Source organism: Citrobacter sp. Cpo221 (assembly GCF_030332345.1).
GTDB lineage: Bacteria > Pseudomonadota > Gammaproteobacteria > Enterobacterales > Enterobacteriaceae > Citrobacter > Citrobacter portucalensis.
Map to the genome: position 1 here is coordinate 65,987 of NZ_JAOWIA010000059.1, position 19,475 is coordinate 85,461.

A 19,475-nucleotide genomic window follows, 5' to 3' on the forward strand; every position below is an offset into this window, starting at 1 on the left:
CAGCGTCTGAGACCCGGGCCACCAGCCTCAGAGGAATTTCGTGATGCAGCCTGCAAAAATCGGTGGGTTTTTATGTGCGCCAGTACGCAATACTCACATTTATGTAACACAGATCACATAAAGAGCGGGTGGGGCGTAGGGGTAAGGAGGATGGAAAGAGGTTGTCGTATAAAGAAACTAGTAACCGTTAAGCCACCTCTGCAAAATCACCAAACAGGATGGGAACTATGAAAATCAAAACTGGCGCACGCATCCTCGCATTGTCTGCATTAACGACGATGATGTTTTCCGCCTCGGCTCTCGCCAAGATTGAAGAAGGTAAGCTGGTTATCTGGATTAACGGCGACAAAGGCTATAACGGCCTCGCTGAAGTGGGCAAAAAATTCGAGAAAGACACCGGGATCAAAGTCACTATTGAGCACCCGGACAAGCTGGAAGAGAAGTTCCCGCAGGTTGCCGCGACCGGCGACGGCCCGGACATCATCTTCTGGGCACATGACCGTTTTGGCGGCTACGCTCAGTCTGGCCTGCTGGCTGAAATCACACCTGACAAAGCCTTCCAGGACAAGCTCTATCCGTTCACCTGGGATGCCGTACGCTATAACGGCAAACTGATTGCCTACCCGATCGCGGTTGAAGCGCTGTCGCTGATTTACAACAAAGACCTCGTTCCAAATCCACCGAAAACCTGGGAAGAAATTCCTGCACTGGATAAAGAGCTGAAGGCGAAAGGTAAATCCGCGCTGATGTTTAACCTGCAAGAACCGTACTTCACCTGGCCGCTGATTGCCGCCGACGGTGGTTACGCGTTCAAGTTTGAGAACGGTAAGTACGATGTGAAAGACGTGGGCGTGGATAACGCTGGCGCGAAAGCGGGTCTGACCTTCCTGGTTGATCTGATCAAGAACAAACACATGAACGCGGATACTGATTACTCCATCGCCGAAGCGGCCTTTAACAAAGGCGATACCGCGATGACCATCAACGGTCCGTGGGCGTGGTCCAACATCGATAAGAGTAAAATCAACTACGGCGTCACGCTGCTGCCAACCTTCAAAGGAAAAGCGTCTAAACCGTTTGTTGGCGTTCTGAGCGCCGGTATCAACGCCGCCAGCCCGAACAAAGAACTGGCGAAAGAGTTCCTCGAAAACTACCTGCTGACCGATCAGGGTCTGGATGAAGTGAACAAGGACAAACCGCTGGGCGCCGTTGCGCTGAAATCCTTCCAGGATCAGTTAGCGAAAGACCCACGTATCGCCGCCACTATGGATAACGCCCAGAAAGGCGAAATCATGCCGAACATCCCACAGATGTCCGCATTCTGGTATGCCGTTCGTACCGCAGTGATCAACGCAGCCAGCGGCCGTCAGACCGTCGATGCCGCACTGAAAGACGCGCAGGGTCGTATCACCAAGTAGTGCTGTAGCACACGTGCCGGATGGCGGCATAAATGCCTTATCCGGCCTACAACTCACCGTAGGCCTGATAAGCGCAGCGCCATCAGGCACTTTTGCCGACAGATGTTCAATGTTGTAGAGGAAGATCCCCATGGATGTCATTAAAAAGAAACACTGGTGGCAAAGCGACACGCTGAAATGGTCAGTGATGGGTCTGCTTGGGCTGCTGGTCGGTTACCTTGTTGTTTTGATGTACGCTCAGGGGGAGTACCTGTTTGCCATCATGACGCTGATTTTAAGCTCTGCTGGCCTGTATATTTTCGCTAACCGTAAAGCCTATGCCTGGCGCTATGTTTACCCGGGCGTTGCCGGTATGGGGCTGTTTGTCCTGTTTCCGTTGATTTGTACGATCGCCATTGCCTTTACCAACTACAGCAGTACCAACCAGCTGACCTTTGAACGCGCTCAGGAAGTCCTGATGGATCGTTCGTATCAGGCTGGGAAAACCTACAACTTTGGCCTGTATCCGGCGGGTGATGAGTGGCAACTGGCCCTCACCGACGGTGAAACCGGCAAGAATTACCTTTCTGACGCTTTTAAATTTGGCGGCGAGCAGAAACTGCAACTGAAAGAAGCCGAGGCGCTGCCGGCAGGCGAACGTGCAACACTGCGTATCATCACGCAGAATCGCCAGGCGCTTACCCAATTGACCGCCATCCTGCCGGATGAAAGCAAAGTTACCATGAGTTCGCTGCGCCAGTTTTCCGGCACGCAGCCACTTTATACGCTCGCTGAAGACGGCACGCTCACCAACAGCCAGAGCGGCGTAAAATACCGCGCCAACAACAATATTGGTTATTATCAGGCGATTAACGCTGACGGTAGCTGGGGTAGCGAAAAACTCAGCCCGGGCTACACCGTTGCCATCGGCTGGGATAACTTCACCCGCGTGTTTACCGACGAAGGCATCCAGAAACCGTTCTTCGCCATCTTCGTCTGGACGGTGGTCTTCTCGGTACTGACCGTTATTTTGACCGTTGCCGTGGGCATGGTGCTGGCCTGTCTCGTACAGTGGGAGTCTCTCAAAGGCAAAGCGATTTACCGCGTCCTGCTGATTCTTCCGTATGCCGTACCGTCGTTTATCTCGATTCTGATTTTCAAGGGCTTATTCAACCAGAGCTTTGGTGAAATCAACATGATGCTGAGCGCGCTGTTTGGCATCAAACCGGCCTGGTTCAGCGATCCAACCACCGCGCGTTCGATGATTATTATCGTCAACACCTGGCTCGGTTATCCATACATGATGATCCTGTGCATGGGTCTGCTGAAAGCGATTCCTGACGACCTGTATGAAGCCTCGGCGATGGATGGCGCAGGTCCGTTCCAGAACTTCTTTAAGATAACGCTACCGCTGTTGATTAAGCCGCTGACGCCGCTGATGATCGCCAGCTTCGCCTTTAACTTTAACAACTTCGTGCTGATTCAGCTGTTGACCAACGGTGGTCCGGACCGTCTTGGTACCACCACACCAGCCGGTTATACCGACCTGCTCGTGAGCTACACCTACCGTATCGCCTTTGAAGGCGGCGGTGGTCAGGACTTCGGTCTGGCGGCGGCGATTGCTACGCTGATCTTCCTGCTGGTTGGTGCGCTGGCGATTGTGAACCTGAAAGCCACACGTATGAAGTTTGATTAATTGGAATAACCAGGCGTCATTGGCGCGGGCAGTTTGAGCTCGGCCAGCGCGGAAGAACCGGAGCGTACACGTAGTACGTGAGGATTCTGAGCACTGCCCGAGTTCAAAATGGCAAGCAAAATAGCCTGGAGCGGTATCAAGGGGAGTAAAAATATTATGGCTATGGTTCAACCCAAATCTCAGAAGTTACGTTTATTCGCAACGCACTTAGGGCTGCTGATTTTTATCGCGGCGATCATGTTCCCGCTGCTGATGGTTATCGCTATCTCGCTGCGCGAAGGTAACTTTGCCACCGGCAGCCTGATCCCGGAAAACATCTCCTGGGAACACTGGAAACTGGCGCTGGGCTTTAGCGTTGAACACGCGGATGGCCGTGTGACGCCACCGCCGTTCCCGGTACTGTTATGGCTGTGGAACTCGGTGAAAGTGGCCAGCATTACCGCGATCGGTATCGTGACGCTTTCCACTACCTGTGCTTACGCCTTTGCTCGTATGCGTTTCCCGGGCAAAGCAACCCTGCTGAAAGGGATGCTGATTTTCCAGATGTTCCCGGCGGTGCTGTCTCTGGTCGCGTTGTATGCTTTGTTTGATCGCCTGGGCCAGTACATTCCGTTTATCGGCCTGAACACGCACGGCGGCGTGATCTTCGCCTACCTCGGCGGTATTGCGCTGCATGTATGGACGATAAAGGGCTATTTCGAAACTATCGACGGTTCACTGGAAGAAGCGGCCGCGCTGGATGGCGCTACGCCGTGGCAGGCATTCCGCCTGGTGCTGCTGCCGCTTTCCGTTCCGATTCTGGCGGTCGTGTTTATTCTGTCTTTCATTGCCGCTATTACCGAAGTACCGGTCGCGTCACTGCTGCTGCGTGATGTGAACAGCTATACCCTTGCGGTAGGTATGCAGCAGTACCTCAACCCACAGAACTATTTGTGGGGCGACTTTGCCGCCGCGGCTGTACTTTCAGCCATTCCGATCACTCTGGTGTTCTTGCTGGCGCAGCGCTGGCTAGTCAACGGTCTGACCGCGGGTGGTGTGAAAGGTTAAGTTTTACCGAAGTACCTGCCCGGCAACGGGCAATGCCACTGCAACCCTCAACTTATGTTATCCCAACCTGTGACTGTTATTCGGCGCTCTACGGAGCGCCCTTTTTTTATGTTATTTTGCATCACTGTTACGATTATTTCCTTTCGTGCTCTCCATCACTGCAATTCTATTTCCTGTCTGAATATAGATAAATCAAACAGAATTAAGATCACAGAAAAGACAAAACGTAATTGCAATGTAAAAAATGATAATTGTCTTCCCTGCCTGTTAAATTCAACATCACGGCACTGATCAAAAGAGCTGTATCCTCTAAGGCAGGTCTGAATGAACTCTCAATATAATTCCAGTTATATTTTTTCGATTACATTAGTGGCAACGTTAGGAGGGCTATTATTCGGCTACGACACTGCGGTCATATCCGGAACGGTAGAATCCCTGAATACCGTGTTTGTCGCCCCACAACATTTAAGTGAATCCGCCGCCAACTCGCTGTTGGGCTTTTGCGTCGCCAGTGCGTTGATAGGCTGCATCATCGGGGGTGCCCTGGGCGGCTATTGTAGTAACCGGTTTGGCCGCCGGGACTCGCTGAAAATCGCGGCTCTGCTGTTCTTTATTTCCGGTATTGGTTCCGCCTGGCCAGAATTAGGTTTTACGACTATTAACCCAGATAACGCCGTACCCGTTTATTTAGCCGGATACGTTCCCGAATTTGTTATTTATCGTATCATTGGGGGTATTGGCGTAGGTTTAGCTTCAATGCTCTCACCAATGTATATTGCAGAACTGGCGCCCGCACACATTCGCGGGAAACTGGTGTCATTTAACCAGTTCGCCATTATTTTTGGTCAACTGTTAGTGTATTGCGTTAACTATTTTATCGCACGTTCAGGCGACGCCAACTGGCTGAATACCGATGGCTGGCGCTATATGTTTGCGTCCGAAAGTATTCCCGCCCTGCTGTTTTTACTGCTGCTGTACACCGTACCAGAAAGCCCGCGCTGGCTGATGGCACGTGGCAGACACGAGCAGGCGGAAGGTATTCTGCGCAAAATTATGGGCAGCGCCCTCGCCACCCAGGCCATGCAGGGGATCAATCAGTCTCTGGAACATGGTCGTAAAACCGGCGGTCGCCTGCTGATGTTTGGCGCAGGCGTTATCGTCATCGGCGTAATGCTGTCTATCTTCCAGCAATTCGTCGGTATTAACGTCGTGCTCTACTACGCCCCGGAGGTGTTTAAAACGCTGGGAGCCAGCACCGATGTGGCGCTGTTACAGACCATCATTGTTGGCGTGATCAACCTGAGCTTCACCGTGCTGGCTATCATGACGGTGGATAAATTTGGTCGCAAACCACTGCAGATTATTGGCGCTCTGGGCATGGCCATCGGTATGTTCAGCCTCGGTACCGCGTTTTATACCCAGGCTTCCGGGCTGGTTGCTCTGCTGTCGATGCTGTTTTACGTCGCCGCATTCGCCATGTCCTGGGGACCGGTTTGCTGGGTGTTGCTGGCAGAAATCTTCCCCAATGCGATTCGTGGCAAAGCGCTCGCCATTGCCGTTGCCGCTCAATGGCTGGCGAACTACTTCGTCTCCTGGACCTTCCCGATGATGGACAAAAATTCGTGGCTGGTTTCCCATTTCCACAACGGTTTCTCCTACTGGATTTACGGTTGTATGGGTATTCTGGCGGCGCTGTTTATGTGGAAGTTTGTACCGGAAACCAAAGGCAAAACGCTGGAAGAACTTGAAGAACTGTGGGAACCCGCCGCAGAGAAAACCCAGCCTGCCTCTGCGCAGTAATCCTGACCTGCAACACGCCGCGGCCCGATTGCGGCGTGTTGTCTTTTACTCTCGCTTCAGCCGTTTGGAATTACACAGCCACAGGGTGATCACCAGCAGCAGGATCGCCGCGGAATAGATCAGTACATCCATCGGTGCTTTATGATCGACGATGATCAACCGCACAATCGCGGTGATCCCAATATAGACAAAATAGCGCAACGGAAAGTGAAACCCTGACTGAAAGTACTTCACAATCAGCGCGATAAATTCAAAGTAGAGGAAGTAAACCACCAGCCCTTCCACCAGCTCATACTTGCTGGTTTGTTCCGGCGCGAACAGCACATCCGCCAGATGCAGCGTTTCTTTCCCGAGGAATACAACCAGGATCAGGCCCAGAGTCAGCAGCCCCAGATTCAACACGGTCTGTAAGATGGTGGAGATAAACTCCACGCGCGGACGAGATAGCGACGTCATAACAGCACCTCTTACTCAGTGGCGAGGTTCCTGTATAACGCAAAAATGTGACAGAGATCTACATTTTTTGTTTATTTTTTGTTCTCCAGAAGGTCCTTGCCGGATGGCGGCTTTGCCTTATCCGGCCTACGGCCCGGTAAGCTCTGCGCACCAGGCGATCGCGTATTACCGGAAGTTCTCACTTCTGTCGCTGGTCATGTCGTACAGACCAAACTTACGTCCAAGCTGCTGGCCGCCATCACGCGTTAACGGCGTCCAGCCAATCGCCGCACGGCTGCGGGTCGGGCCAGACGAGAACAGATCCAGCGGCACGGATACGTACACCCCTTTGGTAAAATCACCCTCTCCGTACTCATCCGGCGAGGCGTCGGTGATGGTCGCATAGCCGCCGACCACAACGCCGCTGTCAAAGCGCTTCGCCACTTCCAGCGTTCCGCCCTTATCTCCCGCCAGATACTGGCCCACGCTGGCTTTCACCAGTACATCCTGAGCGAATGACGGATTCCAGTACGCCGTCAAATGCCCGGTCTTCACGCTGTAGTCGGTGAATTTCATCATATCCTGCGCGCTACGCCAGTCACGCTGTTTCACGTAGTTGGCATCAACACCCAACGCCCAGCTGCTGTCCAGCGGACGATACAGCACTTCTGCCCCCGCTCCGCCGTACATGGTTTCCAGATAGCCACCATAAACCTGTCCGTAGAACCCGTTTCCGAGTGACTGGAAGTAGTTGGCCTGCAGGTTATTCACGTAGACATCGTTTTGCACATACTCGCGCACATGGGTACGCACTCGTGGCAAATGCGAATCCTGCGGCGGGTTGGTGTAGTTAAATTTGTCATAGTTATTGGCGAGGTTGGCGAACAAACTCCCGGTGGTCAGCAGGTGATCGGTAACCCACCAATCCGCCGTTCCCATCACGCCCAACTGATACATATAGAAGTTTTCCGGGCCGCCCACCGACTGGTTAAGCACCGGATCGATGTGGAAATCGAAGCGTGACTTATCGATATACCAGCCCTGCTCGGTCGTTTTCGGCACCACAGGCTCAACGCGTTTTTGCGCCAGCTGGGTTTCATGGCCCAACGGTTCGCCTTCCAGATGACGCTTGAGGCTGGAAACCTCCGTTTCGGTCGTCACCTGCGGTAAGTTAAGACGATTTTCCGTAATACGGATCGTGCGGATCCCGTCGGGAATATCGTTCATCACGATCCGGTTGGCACGTTCGATCCCTTCGCGCGAATCACGATATTTCACCTGTTCACCGGTCACATACAGCGTATCGCCCTGCACCTGAATTTTAGGATCGGCCAGTCCGGCGTTATATTTCAGCAGCGTTAGTTGATTCGCCACCACCGAGTGTTGCAGGATGGCATCCTGCGGCTGTGGCTGATATTTCGGGCGGGCGTTGTCGTTATAGTTTGGCCGCAGATCGTTGAAGTTAGTCCGCAGCGTGACCCCAAACATAAAGGTGTTCCCGCGCTCATAGCTGAGGTTAACGTCGGCCCAATCGGTGGCGCGATAAATAGCGCCGACGTTAAACTTGCTCTTCTGATCCAGCTTGCCCGCAAAATCCTGCTGGTAATTGTTTCCCTCATACTCCAGTTTCAGACGCAACGGCTGCCAGGGTGTCTGATACTCGACGCCGCCAAACAGCGATGCCGGGCCGTGGAACATCTGGCTGCCGTCAATAGAACCGGCCTGCTTGTAGCTGTTATCGCGATAGCAGAATTTATCGCTGTATGAGCAAAACGGATTGCTGACGTTGCCGCTGGTCCCGAGATATCCCCAGCCCAGACCAAGCGAGAAATCAAACGGCCCCCAGGCTTTATTCGCCACAATATACTCCGCATCGAACAGGCCGGTTCCGCCAACATCCCGCGCGCCAACCGCCACCTGCGGCATCCAGTAGCTCTCTTCCCACAGCCGCAGTTTGAGATCAAAAGCTTTATCCTTATAAGTCTGATCGCCAGAAAACGACTCCACGCTACTGTATTGTTTGGTACGCACATCGGTGTAGCGCAGCGTGGTTTCCAGCCACGGGAAGAGCTGCACCGACGCAGAGTAATAGCGGTACTGATCGTTATCACGGTAGTTGAGGCTCATTTCGCCCTCGCGCGCCATGCGTGCGGTTGGGGTTTGCAGCAGCCCCACGCCGCCAAAATCGGACTGGGAAGGCCCAATGGGCGCGGGCCAGGTTTCACCATGGCAGGCAACGCTTACACCCAGCGCCAGTAAGCTGAGCAGGTAAGTTTTTCTCATTATTCGGGTATCCGCTGGGTCAGGGTGCGAAGAATGTCGGCATTAATTTCATCCGGGGTGCTGCTCCAGACAGCATCAGAGAGTCCGACATAAATGATGCTGCCGGGCATCGGCTCAACGTGACGTTTGTTCCAGTAAGCGACCGGTACTTTTTGCGTGCGCCCGTCGGGATAGATAACCCAGGCGAAGCTACGATCCGCGACGCTGAGCCGACTTTGCCCATCGAGATAACTGGCAACATCACGCCCGGGCATAAACGGTTGTTTACCCGGATGGCTTAGCAGGCCAAACAGCGTGATATGCGTTGGCTGCGCTCCGACCCACAGCGTGTAATTGCCCTGCAACGGCGGGTTGCCTCGCTCGCTGACGCGCACAACATCCGGGTCAAGATTAATCATCTGCCTGCCGGTCACCTTCAACGCCTGAATTTGCTGGCGTAATGCGTTGATAGCGGCAGCATCGTCACCGCTTTCTTCAGCGACCAGCGTCGCCAGGCGAGCCAGTAATGCCTGCTGCTGACGTCCCGCCTCCGTCGTTGCCCGCTCTTCGCTAATAACCGCGCCTGGCCACCAGCTATTGCTCAACCGCGGCTGTCCGACCAGGTCGAGCAGATGTTCGGCCCCGGTCAGCGTTTTTGGCTCTTCGCTGGCGGAGGTAAAGACCTTAACGCTGCCCGCAGCAAAAACAGACGCCGCGCTCAGGCTCAACAGCAGCGCCATAACGGCTCGTTTGATCATGATTTTGCCGCCTTAATCAGCGTGGTTTTCACCGGGAAGTAATGCGCGCCAATATACTGTACCGACTGGCGAATCTGCCCTTCACTGTCGATCCAGTAGCGGTTATGCCAGCGCGTTTGATCGGTGGTTACCTCTTCATCGAGGATCCGTACCGGCGTGTCATCGTTGCCGACCTTGATGGTGTCTGCGCCATCCCATGTGAAAACCGAGCGTGCGGTGGCATAGCGTACCTGCTGATGCTCGGTCCAGCCCATCGTGCGGGTCCATGTTGCGCCATCAACTATCTGATTGGGTTTGATGAGTGGGTCTGCCGCCAGATTATTCACCTCGATTAGGTTATCCCCGCCGAGATGCGTTTTCACAATGCGCCCATGCTGCGTGACGAGAATAGCCCGATCCTGAGTCACCCATTTCTGCTGTCCGTTTTCCGCAAACGCGAGTACCACAAACAGCTGGGGGCCGCCGTTTAGCTGCATATACTGGCTGGCGTAGGGCATATTTTGGATTTCATCGTCCGTCATCTGTACGCCGGGAGTACCAAACACGCTATCCCACAGCGAATGTCCCAACCCTTCGGTGGTGGCTGAGCACGCCTGCAGTAACAGGCAAACCATTATGAGCGCTGGTCGCTTCACGACGTTTCTCCGCATTATTGCCGGGTGGCGCGACGCTTACCCGGTCTACAAATCCCACAGACTTTTGGCAATTCCAAAATAACCACACCGAAGTGTGGTTAGAATTAAACGTACCTTTATTACTGGGTACTGGTGGTTGTAGTGGTTGTAGTTCCGGTATTAGAACCATCGCCACCACCGGTCGCCGCCAGGGCGACCCCCACTGCAGAACTTACGGTGCTCACGCTGGTTGCGGAGGAACTTCCTGCCGAAACCGACGCGGCAGCCGACCCTGCCGCCTCACCCACCTGAACGGGGGCAGCATAGACAGAAGTCGCCGCAAGCGCAGATATAGCCCACAGGCCATACAGAACTTTTTTCATTAAAAATTCCCTTCATTGTATGAATGGAGATTTACCCAAAAGAATTTCGGGCGAGATCGAGTATACACAAACCAAAGTGTGCAAATTACGCCATGCGGGAATTTAGGATAATTAGATAACGAAAGGAAAAATGATTAAAAAATACAATAAAGACAACTAAATCAACAAATTAAAATATAAAAATTAAAATGCAACATCCGGTAAATCCGAAAAAATAAGAAATTGAATAACATTAATAAAGTTATTTTAGGATTAAGCTCAATTAAGGTATGAAGTTAAAACGTAGATATCCTGGAGCATTCTTACAAAAAAGCCGATATTAATATCGGCTTTTTATTTCATTAATGCCGGATGCGGCTAAACGCCTTATCCGGCCTACAAGTGTGTGCTATCAGGCACGCCAGGACTTATAACGGTTAATCAAACCGTTGGTAGAACTGTCGTGGCTGCTCACTTCTGAACCATCTTTCAGCTCTGGCAGAATGCGGTTCGCCAGCTGTTTGCCCAGCTCAACGCCCCACTGGTCAAAGGTGAAGATATTCAGGATAGCGCCCTGAGTGAAGATTTTGTGTTCGTACAGTGCAATCAGCGCACCCAGGCTGAACGGGGTGATTTCGCGCAGCAGGATGGAGTTCGTTGGGCGGTTACCTTCGAACACTTTGAACGGCACAACGTGGTCCAACGTTGCCGGATCTTTACCCTGGTCGCGGTATTCCTGCTCAACCACTTCACGAGATTTACCGAATGCCAGCGCTTCGGTTTGCGCGAAGAAGTTAGACAGCAGTTTCGGATGGTGATCCGACAGCGGGTTGTGGGTGATGGCCGGCGCGATGAAATCGCATGGAACCATTTTGGTGCCCTGGTGGATCAGCTGGTAGAACGCATGCTGGCCGTTAGTACCCGGCTCACCCCAGATGATTGGGCCAGTCTGGTAATCCACCGCATTGCCGTTACGGTCAACGTATTTACCGTTGGATTCCATGTTGCCCTGCTGGAAGTAAGCCGCGAAACGGTGCATATACTGGTCATACGGCAGAATCGCTTCGGTTTCGGCACCGAAGAAGTTGTTGTACCAGATACCGATCAGCGCCAGCAGCACCGGCAGGTTTTTCTCAGCCGGAGTGGTGGAGAAGTGTTTGTCCATCGCATGCGCACCGGAGAGCAGCTCAACAAAGTTGTCGAAGCCTACGGACAGGATGATGGACAGACCGATTGCAGACCACAGGGAGTAACGACCGCCTACCCAGTCCCAAAACTCGAACATATTGGCAGTATCAATACCGAACTCGCCAACCGCTTTACCGTTAGTGGAAAGCGCAGCGAAGTGTTTGGCAACGTGCTTGTTGTCGCCTGCGGTCGCCAGGAACCAGTCGCGCGCGCTGTGGGCGTTGGTCATGGTTTCCTGGGTGGTGAAGGTTTTGGAAGCGACCAGGAACAGCGTGGTTTCTGGGTTCACTTTCTTCAGCACTTCGGCAATGTGCGTACCATCGACGTTAGACACAAAGTGCATGTTCAGGTGATTTTTGTACGGACGCAGCGCTTCGGTCACCATGAACGGGCCGAGGTCAGAACCGCCGATACCGATGTTTACTACATCAGTGATGGCTTTACCGGTATAGCCTTTCCAGCTTCCGGAGATGATCGCTTCAGAGAAGGATTTCATCTTCTCCAGCACAGCATTCACTTCCGGCATGACATCTTTGCCGTCAACGATGATAGGCGTATTGCTACGGTTGCGCAGCGCCACGTGCAGCACGGCACGGTCTTCAGTGCGGTTGATTTTCTCACCGGAGAACATGGACTTGATGGCGCCCGCCAAATCGGTTTCTTTCGCCAGATCCTGCAGTTTAGCCAGCGTCTCTTCAGTGATGCGGTTTTTGGAGAAATCCACCAGCATCAAATCGTCAAACGTCGCGGAAAACTTAGTGAAACGATCGCTATCTTTCGCGAAAAGATCCGCGATAGTAACGTCTTTCATTTCTTCAAAGTGTTTTTGTAGTGCCTGCCAGGCTGAGGTCTGCGTTGGATTGATGTTTTTCATTAGCAATACTCTTCTGATTTTGAGAATTGTGACTGAGATCGATTGTAACGCCAGTCACAGAAAAGTGTGATTGTTTTAATGCCATTGCCAGGGCATCCGCCAAACGTGGCTAAAAAGTATAGCGGTTATCAGCGTTGTTATTAGTACCGTTACTCAACGCAGTTGCAGCATGAAAAATCCGCATAATCCCAGCGTTGACAGTGCAAGCTACACATTTTATTTATAAATACGGTATTTGCATTTGCGCCTGCACCGGTTTCTGTTCTGCCTTATGTGCCATGGTCGCTCTATTCATTCCCTGACACGAGGTAGTTATGACTGATGTAGTTGTCTCCAAATTTGGCGGTACCAGCGTGGCGGATTTTGATGCCATGAATCGCAGCGCTGATGTAGTGCTTTCTGATGCTAACGTCCGTGTAGTGGTACTTTCCGCTTCTGCGGGAATCACCAACCTGCTGGTCGCACTGGCTGAAGGGCTGGAGCCAACCGCGCGCTTCGAAAAACTCGATGCCATTCGTCAAATTCAGTTCAATATTCTGGAACGCCTGCGTTATCCAAACGTGATCCGTGAAGAGATCGAACGTCTGCTGGAAAACATCACCACGCTGGCAGAAGCGGCGTCACTGGCGACCTCAACCGCGCTGACCGACGAACTGGTCAGCCACGGTGAACTGATGTCTACCCTGCTGTTCGTCGAGATCCTGCGTGAGCGCAACGTGCAGGCGCAGTGGTTTGACGTACGTAAAGTGATGCGCACCAACGATCGTTTTGGCCGCGCAGAGCCTGACGTCGCGGCGCTAGCCGAACTGGCAACGCTCCAGTTGGCCCCACGTCTGAGCGAAGGTCTGGTGATTACTCAGGGCTTTATCGGCAGTGAAGGCAAAGGCCGCACCACCACGTTGGGGCGCGGCGGGAGCGATTATACGGCTGCCCTGCTGGCCGAAGCGCTGCACGCCACGCGCGTCGATATCTGGACCGATGTTCCAGGCATTTACACGACCGATCCGCGCGTTGTTCCGGCGGCGCAGCGTATTGATGAAATCGCCTTTGAAGAGGCCGCAGAAATGGCGACCTTTGGCGCGAAAGTGCTGCACCCGGCAACGTTGTTGCCAGCCGTGCGTAGCGATATCCCGGTGTTTGTTGGCTCCAGTAAGGATCCAAAAGCAGGCGGTACGCTGGTATGCAATAAAACCGCGAATCCACCGCTGTTCCGGGCGCTGGCACTGCGCCGTAAGCAAACGCTGCTAACGCTGCATAGCCTGAATATGCTGCACTCTCGCGGCTTTTTAGCGGAAGTGTTCGGCATCCTGGCACGCCACAATATCTCGGTAGATTTGATTACCACATCCGAAGTCAGCGTGGCGCTGACGCTGGATACTACAGGCTCCACCTCCACCGGCGATACACTGTTAACACAGTCTCTGCTGATGGAACTGTCTGCCCTGTGTCGGGTTGAAGTGGAAGAAGGCCTGGCGCTGGTGGCACTGATTGGCAACGACCTGTCCAAAGCCTGTGGCGTGGGTAAAGAGGTGTTCGGCGTACTGGAACCGTTCAACATCCGCATGATTTGCTACGGCGCATCCAGCCATAACCTGTGCTTCCTGGTGCCCGGTACTGAAGCCGAACAAGTGGTACAGAAGCTGCACCATAATTTGTTTGAATAAAATTTCATCACGCAATAAACAATAACGATAGCCGGGCTCGAACCCGGCTTTTTTATAACAACACATTTCAATCGCAAGGAATATAACATGCTCGCTACTCTCACGCGGCTGTTCCCGTTATGGGCACTGCTGCTCTCTGTTGTTGCGTATTACACGCCCACCACCTTTACGCCTGTCGGGCCATTCGTGCCGTCGTTACTGATGCTGATCATGTTCGGTATGGGCGTTCACCTGAAGGTAGACGACTTTAAACGCGTACTCTCACGTCCTGCACCAGTCGCGGCGGGTATTTTCCTGCACTATCTGGTGATGCCGCTCGCCGCATGGATTTTAGCGCTGGCATTTAATATGCCGCCGGAACTGTCCGCAGGGATGGTGCTGGTCGGTAGCGTCGCCAGCGGAACAGCATCAAACGTTATGATCTATCTGGCGAAAGGCGATGTGGCCCTCTCTGTGACTATTTCATCGGTTTCAACGTTGGTCGGTGTTGTAGCCACTCCGCTGCTGACGCGACTGTATGTCGATGCGCATATCCAGGTAGATGTGATGGGTATGCTGCTGAGTATTCTGCAGATCGTGGTCATTCCGATTGCGTTGGGGTTGGTCATTCACCATCTGTTCCCACGCGTCGTAAAAGCCGTGGAACCCTATCTGCCCGCATTTTCTATGGTGTGCATTCTGGCGATCATCAGCGCCGTCGTGGCGGGTTCTGCCTCGCACATTGCGTCGGTCGGCTTTGTGGTGATTATCGCCGTAATCCTGCATAACACCATTGGCCTGCTCGGCGGCTACTGGGGTGGAAAATTGTTTGGTTTCGACGAGTCAACCTGCCGTACGTTGGCTATCGAAGTGGGCATGCAGAATTCAGGACTTGCCGCTGCGCTGGGCAAGATCTACTTTGGCCCGCTCGCTGCCCTGCCTGGTGCGTTGTTCTCCGTCTGGCACAACCTTTCCGGTTCGCTGCTGGCAGGCTACTGGTCCGGCAAGCCGATTGAAGAGAAACCACACGCAGTAAAACAACACTAATCTTCATAAATGGAGGAGGCATCCTCCATTTCTCCCTACCTGCATTTGACTCTCATCACAAAACAACAAATATCAACACAAAACAAAATAATTATTTAATTGTTATATTTCAATCAAATATACAAATAAACCCGTTTCAAATCCCAGTTAAATCATTTTTCGCATGTTGATTTGGTTTGTTTTAATTGGGAATATGATTCCACTACAACACAGATAAACCCTTACCCTATCTTCGAGGCCGCTATGAAAAAAATTGCGATTATTGGAAGCAGTGGAGGCAACCTCTACAACCTGGGTGGCGCTGAACCAAAAAAGCTACTCCAGGAAATTTACCAGCAGTGCGAAGCCGCAGGAGTTGAAGTTGCCGCTGTGCAGTTCATTGCGGCAGAAGCCTCAATGGACGTTGCCAAAGCTCACACGCCAGCGTCGGTATTTGCACTAACCACAGAAAACCAACAAAAACCACAAAGGATATTTCAGGGCAAACTTTCAGAAGTGAACGACTCGGTAGTTGAGAGCGATTTCAGGATTGCTGAGATGATCCGTAACGGTGAGATCGACGGGATCATCGTGATGAGCGCCGATCCGGTGAAGGCCAACCAGGCTGTCTTTGCCGCAGCTGTTGAAATGAAAACACCGATTGTTGGCACCGGCGGGACCTCAATGGCGCTAGTGGCGGCAAAGGGGGCAAATGTCGTCGCAACATCGGGCACGACGGGTACCACCAGTCGAACCCGCGCAGTTTCCTTCATCGCATCACTGTGTAAGCACTGGGGTGTTAAATACAAACCACAGTTGGGCAGTGCTTCTCCTTCACAGGGCGGTTCTGGAAAAAGTCTGCTTAAGCGCTTCAATATTCGCAGCATAATGATCCCTGCGCTGCCGGGCTTTATCGCTATGGCAATCGTGCTCGCACTCAGTCACATTCCTGGCCTGGAAAAACTCAACGATATATTTGAAATTCTGCTGAAGGGCCTGCCGGTTTTAGTTGCGGTTCTCGCAGCAAAACAGATTTCGGAACTGGATGAAGTCTCTATTGTTGCCGGGGTGGTCGCCGGGGTGCTTTCCGTCGAAGGTGGTCTGATTGGCGGGATCATCGGTGGTTTGATGGCCGGGATTTTCGTTCGTTGGCTGTTTGAACTATGCCTGAATTGGCGCTTTCCGATGACCACCGTCAACATTGTAGCGGGTGGGATCTCGGGCCTGGCCGCTGGCTTAATCATGCACTATCTGCTGAGTCCACTGGCGCTGTCAGCAGGTAATTACATCAAACTGGCTATCGAAACCACGCTGGCCTTCAGCCCTATTCTTGCCGGCCTGCTGGCTGGGTTGGTTATCTGGCCAGCTATTCTGGGGGGAGTCTATCACGCAGTCATTCTGCCGCTGGTGCTCCTGGAAATGGAAAAATCCGGAGTCAGCTTCCTCGGCGCTGTCGATATGGTAGGCCTGGTGATGGTTGCTGCAGGAATCAACCTGGCTAACGTCATCGCACCACGAGAAAAAAGCGAAGCTGCCGTCGCGACACCCGGCCTGCTTATCAACCTCGGCTTTGGGACCTTCGTTGAATCGGCCTATCCGTTCATGTTTGCCAACAAAATTGTCTTTGGTTCAGCAATCGTTTGGGCCGGTCTGGGCGGCATGATGCTGGGTTTCTTTAACGTTAAAGGCGTGGCTTATGTCCCCGCATTTGCCTCTCCGTTCTTATCCAGCAATGCGCTGCAAATGGCGATTGTGATGGTTACCGTCATGGGCCTGACCTGTATTTCCACCATTATTGCCAACCGTTTTAAGGCTGTAGCACAGAAAGAATCTACCGCGTCAGCCCATTAATTAATGCACCAACACCAGAGGTACACCATGTTTAAAGGCGATATGAATAAAAAACGCGCTAAAGCGTTACAGAAAGTGAAAGATGCCATCACGCTGCACGGCGGGCAGACCATCCTCAGCACAGGGATAACCGGCGACGATGCGCGTCTGGCAAAGGCAGTATGTGAGGCGGGCGTTAAGCTGCTCGAACCGAACCATCCCGCACTGGCGCTGGCGCGTGGGCATAAGGGGGTGAGCAACATGCACGCGGCGGAACAAATCCGCCACGAAATTACTAACAGCCAGATGGCCGAAGCAGTACATGGCGTACGTAATGTGGTTCCTGACGATATCTTCATTACTGTCGGTATCGCAGGTGGCTTTACCGAAACGTTACCGGTCCCGCTCACGGAAACAGAGATACTGGAGATTGCCCGTGCTGGTGCCGATGGCTTACACACCCATAAATCCGACTGGGACGATCTACAGGACATCGTTAATCTCGCCCATCAGTATGGCCTGACCGTTGATGCTTATATTGGTCACCCGGATGACCTGCATACTTTCGGTATTCCTGCGCGTACTCCGGAAGAGGTCGCCAGCGTAGCAAAACGGATGCAGGAGATAGGCGTCGACATGATTGGTTTAATGACCGGTATGAGCTACGAAGGCGTAGCCGCAGGTGATATTCCGCAAGCCATTAAAGATCGCCTGTGGGCGCTGGTCGGCGCGGTAAGCGTGCCGACGCTGGCGGAAGGCGGAATTAACCTCGCCAATGCCAAAGCGTTTAAGGATACCGGGGTCAATATTCTGGTCGTCGGTACGGCAATCGACAATATGGTCTGCAACGCCGCCAAAGAGGCTGTCACGCCGTTTATTGCGCATTGAGATTAAGGGAAATAAGCATGTTACTGGTCACCGATCTGGATGGAACACTACTGACTTCGCAAAAGACAATCAGTCCACGCACACGTCAGGCACTCATTGAATTCCACCAGCGCGGTGGCCTGCTGGCCGCCTGTTCCGCCAGACCGGTCTCCTCTATGATGCGCCTGCTACAGCAGCAGCAGGTTAATACGCTGTTTGGCTGGTGCGCAGGCTTCAACGGAGGTCAGATCCTCGAGATGGCGCAGCAGCACAATATTCATACTGCAGCGCTCTCTTGTATGAATCTTCGGGATATTGACCGGCATATTTCGCTTTCCCTCTGTCCTCATCACTTTTTTAGCGCCGATGCTATTTATCATCGTTGCGACCAACAGATTGCGCCATGGACAACTTATGAAGCCCGTTTATTTGAATTACCACTTATTTTGGCAGCGCCTGGAAATATTTTAAATCGGCAGGATATTTATAAAATCACACTCGTTACCGAGCAGTTAAAAATAAATGCACTATGTGCAGAAGTGAATAATAAATTGCCTTATGGCTATACAGCGACTATCACTGGGGAGAATTACATTGATATCCAACGCAGCGAAATAAATAAAGGTTATGCTATTAGCATGTTAATGCGCCAGCTAAATATAACAGCAGAAAAGGTTGCGGCGATTGGCGACCAGCAAAACGATATCAGTATGTTTTCCGCCGCCGGCATTGGTATTGCAATGGGGAATGCACCTGAGGCAGTAAAACGACAAGCCAGCTATGTGACTGCCTCTAATGATGATGAGGGTTTTGTCTGTGCGCTGGAGTGGTTGCGTTGCTCTGCACATCCAGTTACCATGCGCCAAAGCACGACGTTGGCGGAAAATAATGAACCCGATTAAAAGAAGAAAACATATCCTCGATGAATTAAATAAATTCGGTGAAGTGACGGTTATCAAATTATCGGAAACGTTAAAAGTCACATCAGAGACCATTCGCCGCGACCTCTCCATTCTGGAGTCTGAAGGGCAAATTACTAAGATTCACGGCGGAGCCGTCAAAAAGCAGGTTGTTCAGGAAGATGAATTTGGCGCGCGGATTGATATACACCGCGAAGAGAAAATGGCAATTGGTAAACTTGCCGCCGGGATGGTCAGCGAGCACGATACTTTATTCATTGATTCTTGTACCACCAATCTTATTCTGGCCGAACAATTACCTCCTCTGGCCTATTCCGTAATTACCAACTCAGCCTTAATTGCCGATAAAATCAAAGAACATAATCTTAAAGCGCGCGTTTATGTATTAGGTGGTGAATATGACTACCATTTCCGTGCCAATCTCGGCGTTTCCGTTTGTCAGCAAATAAACACTATTCACGCAGATATCTGCTTCATCGGCGCGGGCGGTGTTTCACCTCAACATGGTGTGCTGGTGAAAAGCTTCGATGAAGCCTATGTTGCCAAATCAATGATTGCTATGAGTAAAAAGTCGGTAATTCTTGCCGACCATACAAAATTTGGCCAGGACGGTGTGATGTGTATCGCCACATTAAAAGAGATCGATAACATCATCACAGACAAGCGATTCAGAACAACGGGCTATACACAGCAGGACTTCGCCGGAAAATTACGTATTGCTGAATAATACAATGCATGACGCTATCAGCAGGTTCT

General features: G+C 52.2%; 16 protein-coding genes and 1 pseudogene. 10 read left to right on the forward strand and 7 right to left on the reverse strand.

The annotated features are described in order from the left end of the window. Nucleotides 1-227 precede the first annotated feature (227 nt). Nucleotides 228-1,418, forward strand: a complete 1,191-nt coding sequence (malE, locus tag OGY72_RS20400) for a maltose/maltodextrin ABC transporter substrate-binding protein MalE (RefSeq protein ID WP_003031680.1) — start codon at nucleotides 228-230, stop codon at nucleotides 1,416-1,418. Between the two features lie 15 nt (nucleotides 1,419-1,433). On the opposite strand, the pseudogene OGY72_RS24970 reads toward malE, so the two are convergent. Continuing rightward, nucleotides 1,434-1,508: pseudogene (locus OGY72_RS24970) on the reverse strand (hypothetical protein); the annotation flags it as partial. Nucleotides 1,509-1,548: 40 nt separating this feature from the next. Here OGY72_RS24970 and malF point away from each other — a divergent pair. From malF to xylE, 3 genes are all read left to right on the forward strand, one after another. Beyond that, on the forward strand, nucleotides 1,549-3,093 hold the full coding sequence (gene malF / locus OGY72_RS20405) for a maltose ABC transporter permease MalF (protein WP_286549114.1): 1,545 nt from the start codon (nucleotides 1,549-1,551) through the stop codon (nucleotides 3,091-3,093). Between the two features lie 156 nt (nucleotides 3,094-3,249). After that, nucleotides 3,250-4,140 (forward strand): maltose ABC transporter permease MalG, encoded by an 891-nt coding sequence (gene malG, locus OGY72_RS20410; RefSeq protein WP_003826575.1) that lies wholly within the window; start codon nucleotides 3,250-3,252, stop codon nucleotides 4,138-4,140. A gap of 324 nt (nucleotides 4,141-4,464) precedes the next feature. Beyond that, entirely contained in the window at nucleotides 4,465-5,940 is a 1,476-nt protein-coding gene (xylE, locus tag OGY72_RS20415) for a D-xylose transporter XylE (protein ID WP_286549116.1), read from the forward strand. A gap of 45 nt (nucleotides 5,941-5,985) precedes the next feature. Here xylE and psiE read toward each other — a convergent pair whose 3' ends face one another. The 6 genes from psiE to pgi form a co-directional block, all read right to left on the reverse strand. Further along, nucleotides 5,986-6,396, reverse strand: coding sequence for a phosphate-starvation-inducible protein PsiE (gene psiE / locus OGY72_RS20420; protein ID WP_063941223.1), 411 nt, complete (start codon nucleotides 6,394-6,396; stop codon nucleotides 5,986-5,988). A 165-nt stretch (nucleotides 6,397-6,561) separates the two neighbouring features. Further along, entirely contained in the window at nucleotides 6,562-8,658 is a 2,097-nt protein-coding gene (locus tag OGY72_RS20425) for a YjbH domain-containing protein (protein WP_286549121.1), read from the reverse strand. After that, a complete protein-coding gene (locus OGY72_RS20430) occupies nucleotides 8,658-9,395 on the reverse strand; it encodes a capsule biosynthesis GfcC family protein (protein WP_286549123.1) in 738 nt (245 codons plus the stop codon). The genes OGY72_RS20425 and OGY72_RS20430 overlap by 1 nt, the downstream gene beginning before the upstream one ends. Further along, on the reverse strand, nucleotides 9,392-10,030 hold the full coding sequence (locus OGY72_RS20435; RefSeq protein WP_286549126.1) for a YjbF family lipoprotein: 639 nt from the start codon (nucleotides 10,028-10,030) through the stop codon (nucleotides 9,392-9,394). Before OGY72_RS20435 ends, OGY72_RS20430 begins: the two co-directional genes overlap by 4 nt. Nucleotides 10,031-10,149: 119 nt before the next feature. Further along, nucleotides 10,150-10,392 (reverse strand): exopolysaccharide production protein YjbE, encoded by a 243-nt coding sequence (gene yjbE, locus OGY72_RS20440; RefSeq protein ID WP_003826562.1) that lies wholly within the window; start codon nucleotides 10,390-10,392, stop codon nucleotides 10,150-10,152. Nucleotides 10,393-10,783: 391 nt separating this feature from the next. After that, nucleotides 10,784-12,433, reverse strand: a complete 1,650-nt coding sequence (gene pgi / locus OGY72_RS20445; RefSeq protein ID WP_003826559.1) for a glucose-6-phosphate isomerase — start codon at nucleotides 12,431-12,433, stop codon at nucleotides 10,784-10,786. 314 nt (nucleotides 12,434-12,747) lie between these two features. On the opposite strand from pgi, the gene lysC reads away from it, so the two are divergent. The 6 genes from lysC (at nucleotide 12,748) to OGY72_RS20475 (ending at nucleotide 19,446) form a co-directional block, all read left to right on the forward strand. Continuing rightward, on the forward strand, nucleotides 12,748-14,097 hold the full coding sequence (lysC, locus tag OGY72_RS20450; protein ID WP_003826556.1) for a lysine-sensitive aspartokinase 3: 1,350 nt from the start codon (nucleotides 12,748-12,750) through the stop codon (nucleotides 14,095-14,097). Nucleotides 14,098-14,184: 87 nt separating this feature from the next. Next, a complete protein-coding gene (gene panS / locus OGY72_RS20455; protein ID WP_126957387.1) occupies nucleotides 14,185-15,123 on the forward strand; it encodes a ketopantoate/pantoate/pantothenate transporter PanS in 939 nt (312 codons plus the stop codon). A gap of 243 nt (nucleotides 15,124-15,366) precedes the next feature. Then, nucleotides 15,367-16,953, forward strand: a complete 1,587-nt coding sequence (locus OGY72_RS20460) for a PTS sugar transporter (protein WP_286549131.1) — start codon at nucleotides 15,367-15,369, stop codon at nucleotides 16,951-16,953. A gap of 27 nt (nucleotides 16,954-16,980) precedes the next feature. After that, nucleotides 16,981-17,820, forward strand: coding sequence for a beta/alpha barrel domain-containing protein (locus OGY72_RS20465; RefSeq protein ID WP_032942081.1), 840 nt, complete (start codon nucleotides 16,981-16,983; stop codon nucleotides 17,818-17,820). 17 nt (nucleotides 17,821-17,837) lie between these two features. Next, nucleotides 17,838-18,701, forward strand: coding sequence for a Cof-type HAD-IIB family hydrolase (locus OGY72_RS20470; RefSeq protein WP_126319543.1), 864 nt, complete (start codon nucleotides 17,838-17,840; stop codon nucleotides 18,699-18,701). Further along, nucleotides 18,688-19,446, forward strand: coding sequence for a DeoR/GlpR family DNA-binding transcription regulator (locus OGY72_RS20475; RefSeq protein ID WP_126319545.1), 759 nt, complete (start codon nucleotides 18,688-18,690; stop codon nucleotides 19,444-19,446). Before OGY72_RS20470 ends, OGY72_RS20475 begins: the two co-directional genes overlap by 14 nt. The last annotated feature ends 29 nt before the right edge of the window (nucleotides 19,447-19,475 follow it).